The following is a 13649-nucleotide window of genomic DNA, read 5'->3' as shown; positions in this document are numbered from 1 at the left end:
CCTTGGAAACTTGGCTCTCCATTGCCATTTTTGTCATTCAATTTGTATTGATGAGCGGCGTCATAGAGGCCAAACTGTGGGCGGTAGAATAGCAAATTTAACGTTAAATTAAAATCTTATCATTTTGACCAACATAGCAAGTTAAGACGAAAGTCCCACTATTTTTGCCTATTTACGCACTTAAATGACGACTCTGCGCATGATTATTTGTAAGAGGTTCCTACAATCAAGTAAACCGAGTCGAAGTTATCTTCAGTTCGTCCATAAGCTAATATGATTGGCCCAATTGGCGAATCGACACCCGCGAAAACAGACCCAGCTGTATACATTGGCGCTTCATCAAGCCTTAAATCATTGTTCGACCAGACACCACCATGCTCAATGGATGCGCCCACGTAGAACGGTGATTCGAAGAGACCAAAGTCATTTTCAAACCACTTATATCGATAGATCAGACTGGTGTACGCTAAGTTCTGACCGATTAAGCTATTTCTTGGTATACCTGATAGGTTAAGGAAACCACCTAGCTCTTTAGGGTCGATAGGGAAAACCGAGTTTTTACTCTCCACAATGCCGTAATCAACCTTTCCAACTAAAGTATGTCTTTCATAGCTTTGTGCAGCCATGAAATTCGCCGAAAACTCATAAACCGTATCACTCTCAGAGGTCAGTTCAGTGTCATTGATATCAGTATCATTCTGAAAGTCGTCATGAGAAACCAGATATTCTAAGTCGACAAAATAACCTTCGGTAGGCAAGCTAAAGTTATCTAAAGTATCCAGTCGATAACTGATGAAGCCGCCAATACGTTTGTAACCACCATTACCAAGAGACGGCAGCGATGCCACTTCAACATCACCGTCAGTATAACGCGCACCGAATTTCAGCTCTTGCCACAAGGTGGGTTGGTAGCCCAGTGCAATTTCACCGATGTATTCGCTGTATGTCATCGGGAAATAGTCTTGAGTTACATCCAGAGTAGGTTCTTCAATCTCATCGATATCCACTGGCAAATTTCGGTTTTGCTTACTGTAGACAATCGAAGCTGAAGTAAATAACTTCTGACTAGAGAAGAAAGGCGAGAAGAGTTCCGCCTCAATTCGTTTATCCGTACCCATCTCGATATTGGTTCTTAACTCCGCACCGTGTGAGTTAATATCGGTGAAGTTGGCCGAAAGACCGATCGAGTATTGGCTTGTAGTAGAGAAATCATCTTCAAGGAAAAATCTGAAGTTGAGGTAGTTAGGTCCCCACGACTTCTCATTCACATCCACATGAAGTTGCTCTTCACCATCCACCGTTTCAAATTCATAAGTCACGAGTTCAAATCTATCTAATGCATAGAGATCTTGTACTTTAGATTCGATTTCACTGGTTTTCAGAACCTGGCCAGCATCGAGGTTTAAGCGGTTTTCAAGCAGCTTGTCTGAATAGTGAGTGTTGTTATTGATAACCACCTTGTCGATCTTGGTTTTATCACCGTGCTTCAGTTGTCTGCGAGCCTTCTGCTTGTCATCAATATAGTGTTGGTAGTCTGCATTCGAGAGCGACAACTTAGAAAGCTGCTCTGTGTACTGCCTAGTCGCTTCATACCCAGCATGATAAGCCGTCGGCATTTTATCGAACTCAGTGGTTTCCATTTCTCCAACATCAGGACGTAAGAAGAAATCATGGTCCGTTAACGTAGCGGCTTGCTCTTGGGTACTGCGTTGAACCAAGTAATTAGAGAGTTGATCTGCGGCAGCAAGAAAGTTAGTGAAGTCTTCTTTGCTCTTGTAGTTTGTACTGATATCAACAGCAATGACGATGTCTGCCCCCATCGCTCGGGCAACATCCACAGGCATGTTATTGGTGACACCACCATCGACCAGCATTCGACCATCAACTTCATAAGGTGGAAGCGCTCCGGGGACTGACATACTCGCCATCATGGCGTCAACGAGGTGACCATGGTCAATGACCACTTCTTCGAGTTCAATGATATCAGTAGCTACTGAACGGTATGGGATAGCAAGGTTGTCGAAAGAGTCAAATGACGATAGATTGCCGGTGGTCTCACGCAGGATACGCAACATATTCTGACCTTGAACCACACCTTTTCTCGCTTTGATTTCACCCCAGCCTAAACCGAGGTCGGTGTTCAATTGATAGCGATCTTCATACTCTTTATCACGCACACGGCGATCACTACGGTTAACGCGATCGCGATAGCCGCGATTCCAATCAACCGTATAAATAAAACTTTCAATCTCGTCAGCGCTCATCCCTGTCGCATAAAGACCACCAACGTAGGCGCCCATACTCGTACCAGTGATGTAATCGACTGGGATCTGCATCTCTTCTAAGGCTTTAAGCACACCGATGTGGGCAGCACCTTTCGCTCCCCCACCAGCAAGAACGACAGCGACGGTTGGCCTTTTATGAGCTTGTGCAAGTTCAACGTGTTCTGATGAATCAACCTTCGCCGCAGTTGCTGCAAACAGTTGAAAACTGATCACTGTACCTACAACACCTAAGCTGCTCACTAACCAACGAGAAATCATTCTTTAAACTATCCTTGTCATTGTTTTCTGTTACGACTTTACCACTGAAAAAGCTTCTTTAGCCACTGTTTTGGTTGACTTTCACAGCCCTTTTTAATGTTCCCGCTTTTATCCCAAACTGGCAATTTAACGGTACCATCACAGTCAAACTCTAAAGCCCCTTCGGGAGTTCGAGTAAAGCTGGCGGTCGCAATCCCTGTCGGCCAAGGCAGCAATAACTGTTCTGGTGTTCTTTGCTTCAGGTAATCAGCATAAACACGCAGCGCACCGCTAGAACCTGTGAGTTTAGTCGGTTTATTGTCATCACGCCCGAGCCAAATCGTCGTCACTTCACGACCATCGACACCAACAAACCAACTATCGCGACTGTCGTTACTGGTGCCCGTTTTACCGGCTAACCCTGCCCATGCAAACTGACCTTGTAGGAAGCGTCCAGTGCCTTCCGACACACCACGTTTCATCGCATAGGTTGTTAACCAAGCAGCTTGTTGATCAACACTTTGCGATACGCGAGGGATTGATTGATATAACACCTCACCATCGTTATCAACCACAGAGCGAAGCGCAGACAACGGTGCGATACGGCCAGAGTTGGTGATTGTCTGGTACATCTGTGCAACTTGGAATGGTGTCAGTGAGAATGAACCCAAGAACATCGATGGCACTGGGCGAATCTCATTTTTATCGACACCCAATTTTCCAATCGTATCTGAGACACTATCAATGCCTAGCTGCATCCCTAATCGAACCGTTGGCACGTTATAGGACTTCGAAAGTGCCACATACAAAGGCACCTCTCCGCGGAATTTGCGATCGAAGTTTCTCGGACTCCAGACGCTACCTTTACTGCCTTTCAAGCTGAGTGGTGTATCCATCAAAGTCGTCGCAAGCGTGTACTTTTGTGGCTGCTCTAATGCCGTCAGATAGATTGCAGGTTTGACTAATGAACCAATTGGGCGACTTGCGTTCAAGGCACGGTTAAAGCCATCGTAGCCAGTACGCTTGCCCCCTACCATCGCACGAATTTCACCAGTATTTCTATCAACAGCAATCGCGGCCGCTTCAAGCTTGTCACCTGCCGTTTTGGATAAATCCGGTACTTTGTGTGCAATCGACTTCTCTAGCTTATCTTGAGACACAGGATCCAGAGAGGTAAATACTCGTATCCCTTTCTTGGCTTCAAATCGGTCTCCAACGTACTTTTTCAGCTCGATGTTTACCTGTTGGAAGTAAGCAGGCTGTCGGCTAGCAATTCGCGGATTATCTTGAATATCCAAGTCACGACTTGCTGCCTCTTCATATTGTCTTGGAGTCAAAATATCTTGCTGCATCAACAAGCGTAAGACGAGATCGCGTCGAGTCTTAGCACGTTCAGGGTAACGAACAGGGTTGTAATACGATGGCCCTTTCACCATACCAACAAGCAATGCTAGCTGATCGATGCGCAGCTCTTGGATCGGTTGACCGAAGTACAAACGCGAAGCCAAGCCGAAACCATGAATGGCTTGACCGCCATTTTGACCTAGGTAAACCTCGTTCAAGTAAGCTTCTAGGATGCGATCTTTGCTATAACGATGATCCAAGATCAGTGCAATGTAGGCCTCACGAACCTTACGCCACAGCGTGCGCTCACTGGATAGGAACAAGTTCTTCGCTAACTGTTGAGTCAGCGTACTACCACCTTGTACCGTACGCCCGGCTTTAACGTTTACCACCATCGCACGAGCAATCGCCAATGGCGAAACCCCATCGTGTTGGTAAAAGTTTCGGTCTTCGGTCGCCAGTAGCGCATCAACCATCACTTCTGGGAACTGGTTACGTTTTAAGAACAGTCGCTGCTCGTCGTTGCTTTTCTCAAGCATGCCCAGCATTTTCGGTTCAACACGTAGATAACCCATGTCGCCTTTCTTCTCTAGCGACTGGATTCGAGTTAATTCATTGCCGTTGAAGTGCAACATCACATGACGGTCGGCTTCCGGCCCATCAACAAACTCGAATGGACGACGGATCATCTCAATCTTAGTTGAAGAGGAAGAGTACTCACCTGGGTGACGAGGAGAATTCACCTTACGGTAATTAAGTACATCCAGTTCATTCTTAACCTGTGTCAAACTCACCGCCGTACCCGGAGACAGATCCAACACGCGAGCATAAACAACGGTAGGCAAATCAAACAATTGACCTTCAAAGCGCTGCTTGACCACCGAATCTAGATAGATACCGACAAACAACAGCAGCGCAGCCAAGGCTAAGCCCGCTTTCCACGCAATGCCCCAAAGGATCTTCAACCAACCTCGGTTACCCGTTTTTTTGGCTCTTGGTTTGGTCTTCTTCGCGGTTGCTCTCGGTTTTCGAGGCTTGGCTTTGGTCGCTGGTGACTTCTTTGCTGGCGCTTTTTTAGGTGGTGCCTTTTTTGGCGTTAACATTTTGGTCATCATCGGTTCAACTGTCGTTTGGTTTTAGTGGTTGCTACATGGTTAGCAGGATCATCGGGCCAAGGATGTTTTGGGTAACGGCCTTTCATCTCTTTTTGTACTTCTTTGTACGCGCCAGCCCAAAAGCCAGCTAAATCTTGAGTGATTTGCAGTGGTCGCTGCGCTGGCGAAAGTAACTCAAGCACGACTTTTTTACGACCTTGCGCTATCAATGGTGAGTCTTGTTCACCAAAGACTTCTTGCATTCGCACCGAGATCACAGGCTCCGATTGATATTGGTATCGAATCGCTTTTTTACTGCCAGTAGGCATCACGTAGTACGTTGGTAACCATTGATCGATTTCTTGATTCAACGGCCAACCAAGGTACGCCGACAGTGCTTGTTCAATGGAAACATTCGACAACCCTTTTGCTGACTTTATGCCATTCAAATACGGCGATAACCAAGTATCTAGATGTTCAATTAAGCTAGCATTATCCATCGCAGGCCAATCATGTTCTGGCATCCAAAGCTGAGCGCAGCGTACACGCTCAACAAGCTGCTTCGCGGCTGGCGTCCAATGTAGATGGTCAAGCCCGCATCGAGCGATATAATTGAGTAGCGCTTGGCTCGCCTGGTTCGCACTCGGTTCTGGTAACGCTTTGGTGCTGATAATCAGTTTGCCCAAAGAGACTCGCTGCTCGGCAACTAAGCGGCCACGTTTTTCATCCCAATCCGCATAATCTGAACAGGCAAAAAGTTTTGGAAATGCCTCTTCTAACTGCGCAATATCAACGGCGGTTGCCAAGAAAATCTGACTGGCTCGTCCTGTACTGCGCATCAAATCAATCACCACGATGTAATCGTTGTTCGCCAATGGATCATCATCACGCACCTCTGCGCCGTGACCATTCGCAAGCAGGAAAGCACTGCTGGTTGCGCTTCTCGCTTGAGCTATTCGGTCAGGGAATGCAAAACAAAGCACTAATGGTAACAATGATTCATCAAGTTGTGACAAATCTACGTGATGATTGAGTTTGCTGGCGAGACTTTTCGCTCGCTGCATCACCACGCTGTTTTTCGAATGCTTTCTTTGCTTAAGTCGGTGCAACGAATGCTGAATATCGGTGACGTTGCGTTCAGGCTCTTCAAGTAAAGCGGCGGCGACAATCGCAGCATTCAGTAATGCTTGGCTGCCTTGTTGCGCTTTTATCAGCATGCTGGCGATACGTGGCTCAAGGCCTAAACGCTGAGCCTGTTTACCTAGCGCCGTAAATTGGCCATTGCAGTCTAATAGCTCAAGGCTTTGCAGCAGTTGCTTGGCTTGCTCAACTGAAGCTTGTGGCGGAATATCTAGCCATTGCAACTCATCTGCATTTGCAGCGCCCCATTGCGTCAACTCAGCCACCAGCGAAGAGAGATCCGAATGTAGAATTTCAGGCACAGGTACAGCGGGTTGCTGCATTAACTGCGTTTCGCTGTACAAGCGAACACACAGACCTTCTTCAATTCGCCCTGCACGGCCTGCTCGCTGTTCAGCGGAAGACTGCGAGATTTTCACTTGCTCAAGCTTGGTGATGCCGGTTTTCAAATCAAACTTCGCCACACGTTCAAGACCTGAGTCCACCACTAACCGAATACCCTCAATGGTCAAAGAGGTTTCAGCAATATTGGTGGCCAACACCACTTTGCGACGCCCTTTCTCAGATGGTGCTATCGCTTTCTGCTGTTGAGAAAAACTGAGTTGACCATACAAAGGGCACACATCGATATCGCTAGAGAGTGGTTCTAATTGCGACTCCACCTGCTTAATCGCAGACACGCCAGGCAAGAATGCTAGCAACGAACCAGATTCCTTCTCCATCAAAGAGCGAATCACATTCGCCATTTTAGGGGCTAAATATTCATTAGTACTAAGAGGTTGATAGCGGAAGTCGACCGGAAAAGTACGACCTTGAGATTCAACGTATTTGGCATTCGGCAATAAAGACTGCAGCTCTTGTTGATCTAAGGTTGCCGACATCACAACCACTTTCAGATCATCACGTAGTGCCTCTTGGATCTCTAGGCTAAAAGCCAAAGCGGTATCGGCATGAATGCTGCGTTCGTGAAACTCATCGAAGATCACCATGTCCACCCCGGTCAGTTCAGGGTCAGTTTGGATCATTCTTGTCATGATCCCTTCAGTAACGATCTCCAAGCGAGTTGTGTTGCTGGTTTTAGATTCACCACGAACTCTAAAACCTATGCTCTCCCCGACCTTCTCTCCCAATTGGCTCGCCAAGTAAGCCGCAATATTTCTTGCCGCCAAACGCCTAGGTTCAAGCATGATAATTTTGCCTTGAACGGCATTGGTCTTAACCAGTTGTAAAGGGAAGAATGTTGACTTACCTGCACCGGGAGCGGCCTTTAGAATAAGTTGAGTGTGTGTTTCTACGCCAGCGAGCAGATCTGGCATCACAGCTTCTATGGGCAGTTGTGGCAATGGGAGAACCTTGTGGTGTAATGTTGGCAACATTGTACATAAAAACCTACTCGTCTAAATAAGTAATATGCACTTCAATCCTCCATTAGAGTCAGCGACTCTTATCAAACGCTATAAACGTTTTCTCACTGACATCAAACTTCCAGACGGCAGCGAGCGTACTATTCACTGTGCTAACACTGGAGCGATGACAGGATGTGCGACCCCAGGTAACACCGTTTGGTACTCAACATCTGATAATGCAAAAAGAAAGTACCCAAACAGCTGGGAGATCTCAGAAACAGATAAAGGTCACCGTATTTGTGTAAATACTGCGCGAGCAAACCAGCTAGCGGTGGAAGCAATTGAAAATGGGACTATAGTTGAACTCTTAGGTTATAACGCGTTACGAACCGAAGTGAAGTATGGTAGCGAGAATAGTCGAATTGACATTCTGCTTGAAGATAACGAAAAGCCACCTTGTTACATCGAAGTAAAAAGCGTCACTTTGCTCGACGAGCAGCAAGTGTCAACTAAACAACAAGCGTCAACCGAAGGACAAGGTTTTTTCCCTGATGCGGTCACCACCAGAGGCCAAAAACATCTGCGTGAACTCACAGAAATGGTCGAATCTGGAAATAGAGCCGTACTTTTATTCACTGTTTTGCATTCAGGTATTGAAAAAGTGTCTGCGGCACACCATATAGACGCCAAATATTCGTTATTACTAAAACAAGCACAAGACGCTGGAGTTGAAGTGCTTTGCTATAAAGCAGAGCTCAGCAGTACTCAAATACAACTAAAACAATCTGTTGAATTTATCAATAACTGAACAAAGATGTTGAACAAATCACATTGATTGCAAGTTTGAATAAGAGTATTTGCCACCATTCGTTCTTTCTGCTATAGATACCCGCCTTAAAATTAGCTGCTTTGCAGTTGACTAGGTGTAAATAGGAGATGCTGTATGCCAGAATCTAAGAAAAAAGCGCTAGGCATCCTAGCCATCGCAGGTGTTGAACCGTACCAAGAAAAGCCAGGTGAAGAATACATGTCACCTGAGCAAACGGAACATTTTACAAAAATTTTAGCAGCTTGGCGCAACCAGCTCAGGGAAGAAGTTGATCGTACTGTGCACCACATGCAGGACGAAGCAGCGAATTTCCCAGACCCAGTTGACCGTGCTTCTCAAGAAGAAGAATTCAGCCTAGAGCTACGCAACCGTGACCGTGAGCGTCGTCTAATCAAGAAAATTGAAAAGACACTAGACAAGATCGAAGAAGACGATTTCGGCTTCTGTGATTCTTGCGGTATCGAGATTGGCATTCGTCGCCTTGAAGCTCGTCCAACTGCTGACCTTTGTATTGACTGTAAAACACTTGCAGAGATCAAAGAGAAACAGATGCAAGGTTAATTCTTGCAGATATAAAGAAAGGGAGCTTTGGCTCCCTTTTTTGTTGGTTATATCAGCGCGTTAAAGCGCGAGTTAGAAGTAATACTACGACAGTTAAACGTCTTAAGAATCGGCTACTGCGGTACCATCCAGATTAGGTTGTTCACACATGAATTATATCGGGCGCTTTGCACCATCACCGTCAGGTCCTCTTCATTTTGGCTCACTTGTTGCTGCTCTTGGTAGCTACTTCCAAGCAAAATCTAACCAAGGAAAATGGTTGGTTCGTATGGAAGACCTAGACCCACCAAGAGAAATGGCTGGAGCTGCAGACCTGATTCTTAAGACGCTTGAGGCTTACCATCTCTTTTGGGATGGCGAAGTCGTCTATCAAAGCCAACGTCACGATATGTATCAAGCTCAAATTGATCAATGGGTCGCTGATAAACAAGCCTACTACTGCCAATGCACTCGTAAACAGATAAAAGCCTTAGGTGGTTTCTATAATGGCCACTGCCGACACGCAGGTTTAATTGATTCAGGTGAGCAAGCAGTACGCTTGTGCATGGATTATCCTGTCGAGTCGTTTGACGATGTTCGTCACGGTACAATCCAGATACCTAAGGCATTGGCGGAAGAAGACTTCATTATCAAACGCCGAGATGGACTGTTTGCTTATAACTTGGCGGTTGTCCTTGATGATATCGACCAAGGCGTGACTGAAGTTGTTAGAGGCGCAGACCTAATCGAACCAACAGGTCGACAAATCAGTTTGTATAAGACACTCAAGCAAAAAACCGTCAGTTACCTGCACTTACCATTGGCAACCGATAGCTTGGGGAATAAACTGTCAAAACAGAACCACGCCACAGCCATCGATCTCGACAACCCAAAACCAACGCTACTTAATGCCATGCAATTCTTAGGTTTCACTACTCCTGAGGCTATTTGTGAGGCTTCAATCGATGAGATTTTATTGTGGGGCTGCCAACAATGGAACGTCAGTCAGTTACCTGATAGTTTACAAAAAGAGCACTGTAATTAGCTCGAAATTCACGGCAAATAGCAAAAACGACACATAAAAATGCCATAACCTACCACAGTGGTTAAGCAGACGATGTTCTCAAATGGCTCGCGCTAAGCTATTATTAGCCGCAATTAAACTCTGCACTACCACTTTGGACTAAGAGAAAAACAAAGTTGGCGATACCTACTTTGTTCTAAACTAATGAATACAAACGACAATACCCCAAGCGAACAACGCGGATTCCACGAATTAGCTCTGAATATTTATACTCGTCAAGAGCACAATATTTCACGCAAGCAGATCAGCGACAACGCACTAAAAGTGTTATATCGCCTGAATGGTGCGGGTTTTGACGCGTTTTTAGTCGGTGGTGGTGTACGCGATATCCTATTAGGCTCTCAGCCAAAAGATTTTGATATTGCGACCAACGCAACGCCAGAGCAAATCAAGAACCTTTTCAGAAACTGTCGCCTAATCGGTCGCCGTTTCCGCTTGGCGCACATCATGTTTGGTCGTGACATCATTGAAGTAGCTACTTTCCGTGGTCACCATCAAGAACCATCGAAAAACGTGTCTGCACAATCTAAAGAAGGCATGCTGCTACGCGATAACGTATACGGCAGTGTTGATGAAGATGCAGAGCGTCGCGATTTCACAATCAACGCGATGTACTACAACATTGCAGACTACAGCATCCACGATTACGCAGGTGGTGTAGAAGATTTAGAAGACAAACTGATCCGTCTAATCGGCGATCCAGAAACACGCTACCGCGAAGACCCAGTACGTATGCTACGTGCAATGCGCTTCGCCGCTAAACTGGATTTCGATATTGAAGAAGACACAGCTGATCCGATTGAGGAGCTGGCACACCTTCTAAAAGATATCCCAGCAGCACGTCTTTACGAAGAGTCTCTTAAATTACTTCAATCAGGTCACGGTTTAGAAACCTACCACCTGATGCGTGAATACAACCTGTTCCAACAGATGTTCCCAGCAATCGCTGAGTTCTTCACTGAAGATTACGACTCTTACACAGAACAGATGCTTGACTTGGTACTCGACTCGACTGACCTTCGCATCGAAGATGGCAAACGCGTAAACCCTGCGTTTATGTTTGCTGCGATTCTTTGGTACCCAATGAATAAGTTGGCAGACAAGCTAGTCGCAGAGCAAGGCATGGCGCACTACGATGCGATCATGGAAGCGAGCAACATCATTCTTGACCAGCAAGTTAAATCTATTGCTATCCCTCGTCGTCACACAGCAACCATTCGTGAAGTTTGGCAGCTGCAATTACGACTACCTCGCCGCAACGGTAAACGTGCCGTTCGCCTAATGGAGCTAAACAAGTTCCGTGCAGGCTACGATTTCCTAGAAATGCGTGGTGAGATTGAAGGTGGCGAAACCAAAGATCTAGCGAAATGGTGGGAGCGCTACCAAACCGCCGGTCGCAACATGCGCCAAGCCATGGCTAATGATGTAGCAGCACCAGCAAAGTCAGGCAATCGTCGCCGTAAGACTTACCGAAATAAAAAGAGTAAGCAATCAGAATGATCACAGCTTACATTGCGGTCGGCAGCAATCTTGCCGACCCAGTTAGCCAAGCAAATTTGGCTATCGAAACGCTAAAAAACCTACCGCGATCAACGTTTATTGCGACCTCTCAGCTATATAGTAGCACTCCAATGGGGCCGCAAAATCAACCGGACTACATCAACGCGGTAGTGGCAATCCAAACCGAATTAACGCCAATTGAACTGCTTGATTGCACTCAAAAAATCGAGCTAGAGCAAGGGCGCGTCCGTAAAGACGAGCGTTGGGGTCCAAGAACCTTGGATCTCGACATTGTGTTATACGGCAATGAGGTGATCGATTCAGAGCGCTTAATCGTTCCTCATTACGGAATGAAAGAACGAGAGTTTGTACTCTACCCGCTTGCTGAAATCGCACCAAGTTTACAACTCCCTGATGGGACTGAGCTGACAGAACTACTCAAAATAGTAGATAAGAACGGGCTCAATGTTTGGCAGCAATAGCCAAACGCATTAAGGAAAACCAATGAAAAAAGTAACCATTAACGACCTTATCAAATGCAAAACTGAAGGCCGTAAATTCGCGACTTCGACAGCTTACGATGCGAGCTTTGCTCAATTATTCGAAAGCCAAGAAATGCCAGTGCTGCTTGTCGGTGATTCACTAGGTATGGTTCTACAAGGCCATAACGACACTCTACCAGTTACCGTTGAAGAGATTGCTTACCATACGCGCTCAGTGCGTGCAGGTAGCCCTAACTGTCTTCTTATGGCTGACATGCCTTTCATGAGCTACGCGACTCCAGAGCAAGCTTGTGAGAGCGCTGCAACCTTAATGCGTGCTGGCGCGAACATGGTAAAAATCGAAGGCGGAAGCTGGTTGGTTGATACTGTGAAGATGCTAACAGAGCGTGCTGTACCAGTTTGTGCACACTTGGGCTTAACGCCTCAGTCTGTGAACATCTTTGGTGGTTACAAGATTCAAGGCCGTGACGACGAGCAAGCCGATAAAATGGTTGCTGATGCTCTAGCATTGCAAAACGCAGGCGCACAAATCGTTCTACTTGAATGTGTACCTGCTTCATTGGCAAAACGAATTACAGAAGCTTGTGACGTACCTGTTATCGGTATCGGCGCAGGTAACGTTACCGATGGTCAGATCCTTGTTATGCATGACATGTTCGGTATTTCTGCGAATTACATGCCGAAATTCTCTAAGAATTTCCTAGCTGAAACAGGTGATATGCGTAAGGCTGTAGCTCTATACAAAGAAGAAGTAGAGAGCGCGCGCTTCCCTGATGAAGCTCATACAATCGCTTAGGAGTAAGTATGCAAACTTTTGCTGAAATAGCGGCTCTTCGTGAGCAGATTAAACAGTTTAAGCGTGATGGACGTACGGTTGCTTTTGTTCCGACAATGGGAAACCTGCATGAAGGCCACCTAACTCTGGTAAAGAAAGCTCGCGAGCTGGCTGACATTGTTGTGGTAAGCATCTTTGTTAACCCAATGCAGTTTGACCGTGCCGACGACCTAAACAACTACCCTCGTACGTTAGAAGCTGATTTAAGCAAACTAACGGGCGAAGGTGTTGAACTGGTGTTTACACCAACGCCAGAGGTTATGTACCCAGAAGGATTAGACAAGCAGACGTTTGTTGAAGTCCCGGGAATCTCTCACATGCTTGAAGGTGCTTCTCGTCCAGGTCACTTCCGCGGTGTCTCAACGATTGTCACTAAACTGTTCAACATCGTTCAGCCAGATTTTGCATGCTTCGGCGAGAAAGATTTCCAGCAACTTGCTGTGATTCGCCAGATGACAACTGACTTAGCGTTAGACATTGAAATTGTGGGTGTCGCGACGGTTCGTGAAATGGACGGTTTGGCAATGAGCTCTCGCAATAGCAATCTCACCATTGATGAGCGTCAACGTGCTCCTGTTCTAGCGCGCACCATGCGTTGGATCAGCAGTGCAATTCGCGGCGGTCGCGATGATTACGCATCAGTGATTGAAGATGCAACTGACCAGCTTCGCGCAGCAGATCTGCAACCAGATGAGATCTTCATTTGTGATGCTAAGACGCTACAAGCTATCACTTCAGAATCGACTCAAGCAGTGATTCTTATGTCAGCTTTCCTAGGTAAGACTCGTCTTATCGACAACCAAGTTCTCGATTTGGTAACGGAAACGAAAGAAGAAGTGAAAGAAGAAACGGCTGAGTAATCGCGTTCTTCTCTTTGCGTAAACCTGCTTCTAACGCAAAGCAAAAGCACAA

10 protein-coding genes are annotated in these 13649 nt (G+C 46.3%); 7 read left to right on the top strand and 3 right to left on the bottom strand.

The genetic code is table 11. The annotated features are described in order from the left end of the window. Positions 1-203 precede the first annotated feature (203 nt). The 3 genes from L1D37_RS16120 to hrpB are packed head-to-tail and all read right to left on the bottom strand — an operon-like array spanning position 204 to position 7416. Positions 204-2543 (bottom strand): patatin-like phospholipase family protein, encoded by a 2340-nt coding sequence (locus L1D37_RS16120; RefSeq protein WP_239848445.1) that lies wholly within the window; start codon positions 2541-2543, stop codon positions 204-206. Between the two features lie 38 nt (positions 2544-2581). Then, positions 2582-4981, bottom strand: coding sequence for a penicillin-binding protein 1B (gene mrcB, locus L1D37_RS16115; RefSeq protein WP_239848444.1), 2400 nt, complete (start codon positions 4979-4981; stop codon positions 2582-2584). Further along, complete coding sequence (gene hrpB, locus L1D37_RS16110) at positions 4978-7416, bottom strand: ATP-dependent helicase HrpB (protein WP_239848459.1); 2439 nt, start codon at positions 7414-7416, stop codon at positions 4978-4980. The genes mrcB and hrpB overlap by 4 nt, the downstream gene beginning before the upstream one ends. 94 nt (positions 7417-7510) lie before the next feature. Here hrpB and sfsA point away from each other — a divergent pair, with 94 nt between their 5' ends. The 7 genes from sfsA (at position 7511) to panC (ending at position 13597) form a co-directional block, all read left to right on the top strand. Then, the gene (gene sfsA / locus L1D37_RS16105) at positions 7511-8254 is read left to right on the top strand and encodes a DNA/RNA nuclease SfsA (RefSeq protein ID WP_017633245.1); all 744 of its coding nucleotides are present in this window, start codon (positions 7511-7513) and stop codon (positions 8252-8254) included. A gap of 135 nt (positions 8255-8389) precedes the next feature. Next, complete coding sequence (gene dksA, locus L1D37_RS16100; RefSeq protein WP_004738189.1) at positions 8390-8836, top strand: RNA polymerase-binding protein DksA; 447 nt, start codon at positions 8390-8392, stop codon at positions 8834-8836. A 148-nt stretch (positions 8837-8984) separates the two neighbouring features. Further along, positions 8985-9860, top strand: coding sequence for a tRNA glutamyl-Q(34) synthetase GluQRS (gluQRS, locus tag L1D37_RS16095; RefSeq protein ID WP_239848443.1), 876 nt, complete (start codon positions 8985-8987; stop codon positions 9858-9860). Positions 9861-10043: 183 nt separating this feature from the next. Further along, a complete protein-coding gene (gene pcnB, locus L1D37_RS16090; RefSeq protein WP_239848442.1) occupies positions 10044-11399 on the top strand; it encodes a polynucleotide adenylyltransferase PcnB in 1356 nt (451 codons plus the stop codon). Further along, positions 11396-11881 (top strand): 2-amino-4-hydroxy-6-hydroxymethyldihydropteridine diphosphokinase, encoded by a 486-nt coding sequence (gene folK / locus L1D37_RS16085; RefSeq protein WP_017088704.1) that lies wholly within the window; start codon positions 11396-11398, stop codon positions 11879-11881. The genes pcnB and folK overlap by 4 nt, the downstream gene beginning before the upstream one ends. 22 nt (positions 11882-11903) lie before the next feature. Then, positions 11904-12698 (top strand): 3-methyl-2-oxobutanoate hydroxymethyltransferase, encoded by a 795-nt coding sequence (gene panB, locus L1D37_RS16080; protein WP_176680420.1) that lies wholly within the window; start codon positions 11904-11906, stop codon positions 12696-12698. A gap of 8 nt (positions 12699-12706) precedes the next feature. Then, positions 12707-13597 carry a pantoate--beta-alanine ligase gene (panC, locus tag L1D37_RS16075; protein WP_239848441.1) on the top strand — a complete coding sequence of 297 codons (891 nt, stop codon included), beginning with the start codon at positions 12707-12709 and terminating at the stop codon, positions 13595-13597. Positions 13598-13649 lie beyond the last annotated feature (52 nt).

Source organism: Vibrio sp. Isolate33 (assembly GCF_022397895.1).
Classification (GTDB): Bacteria; Pseudomonadota; Gammaproteobacteria; order Enterobacterales; family Vibrionaceae; genus Vibrio; species Vibrio pomeroyi.
The sequence above is the reverse complement of the archived record's forward strand: the minus strand, read 5'-3'. Positions and strand labels throughout refer to the sequence as shown.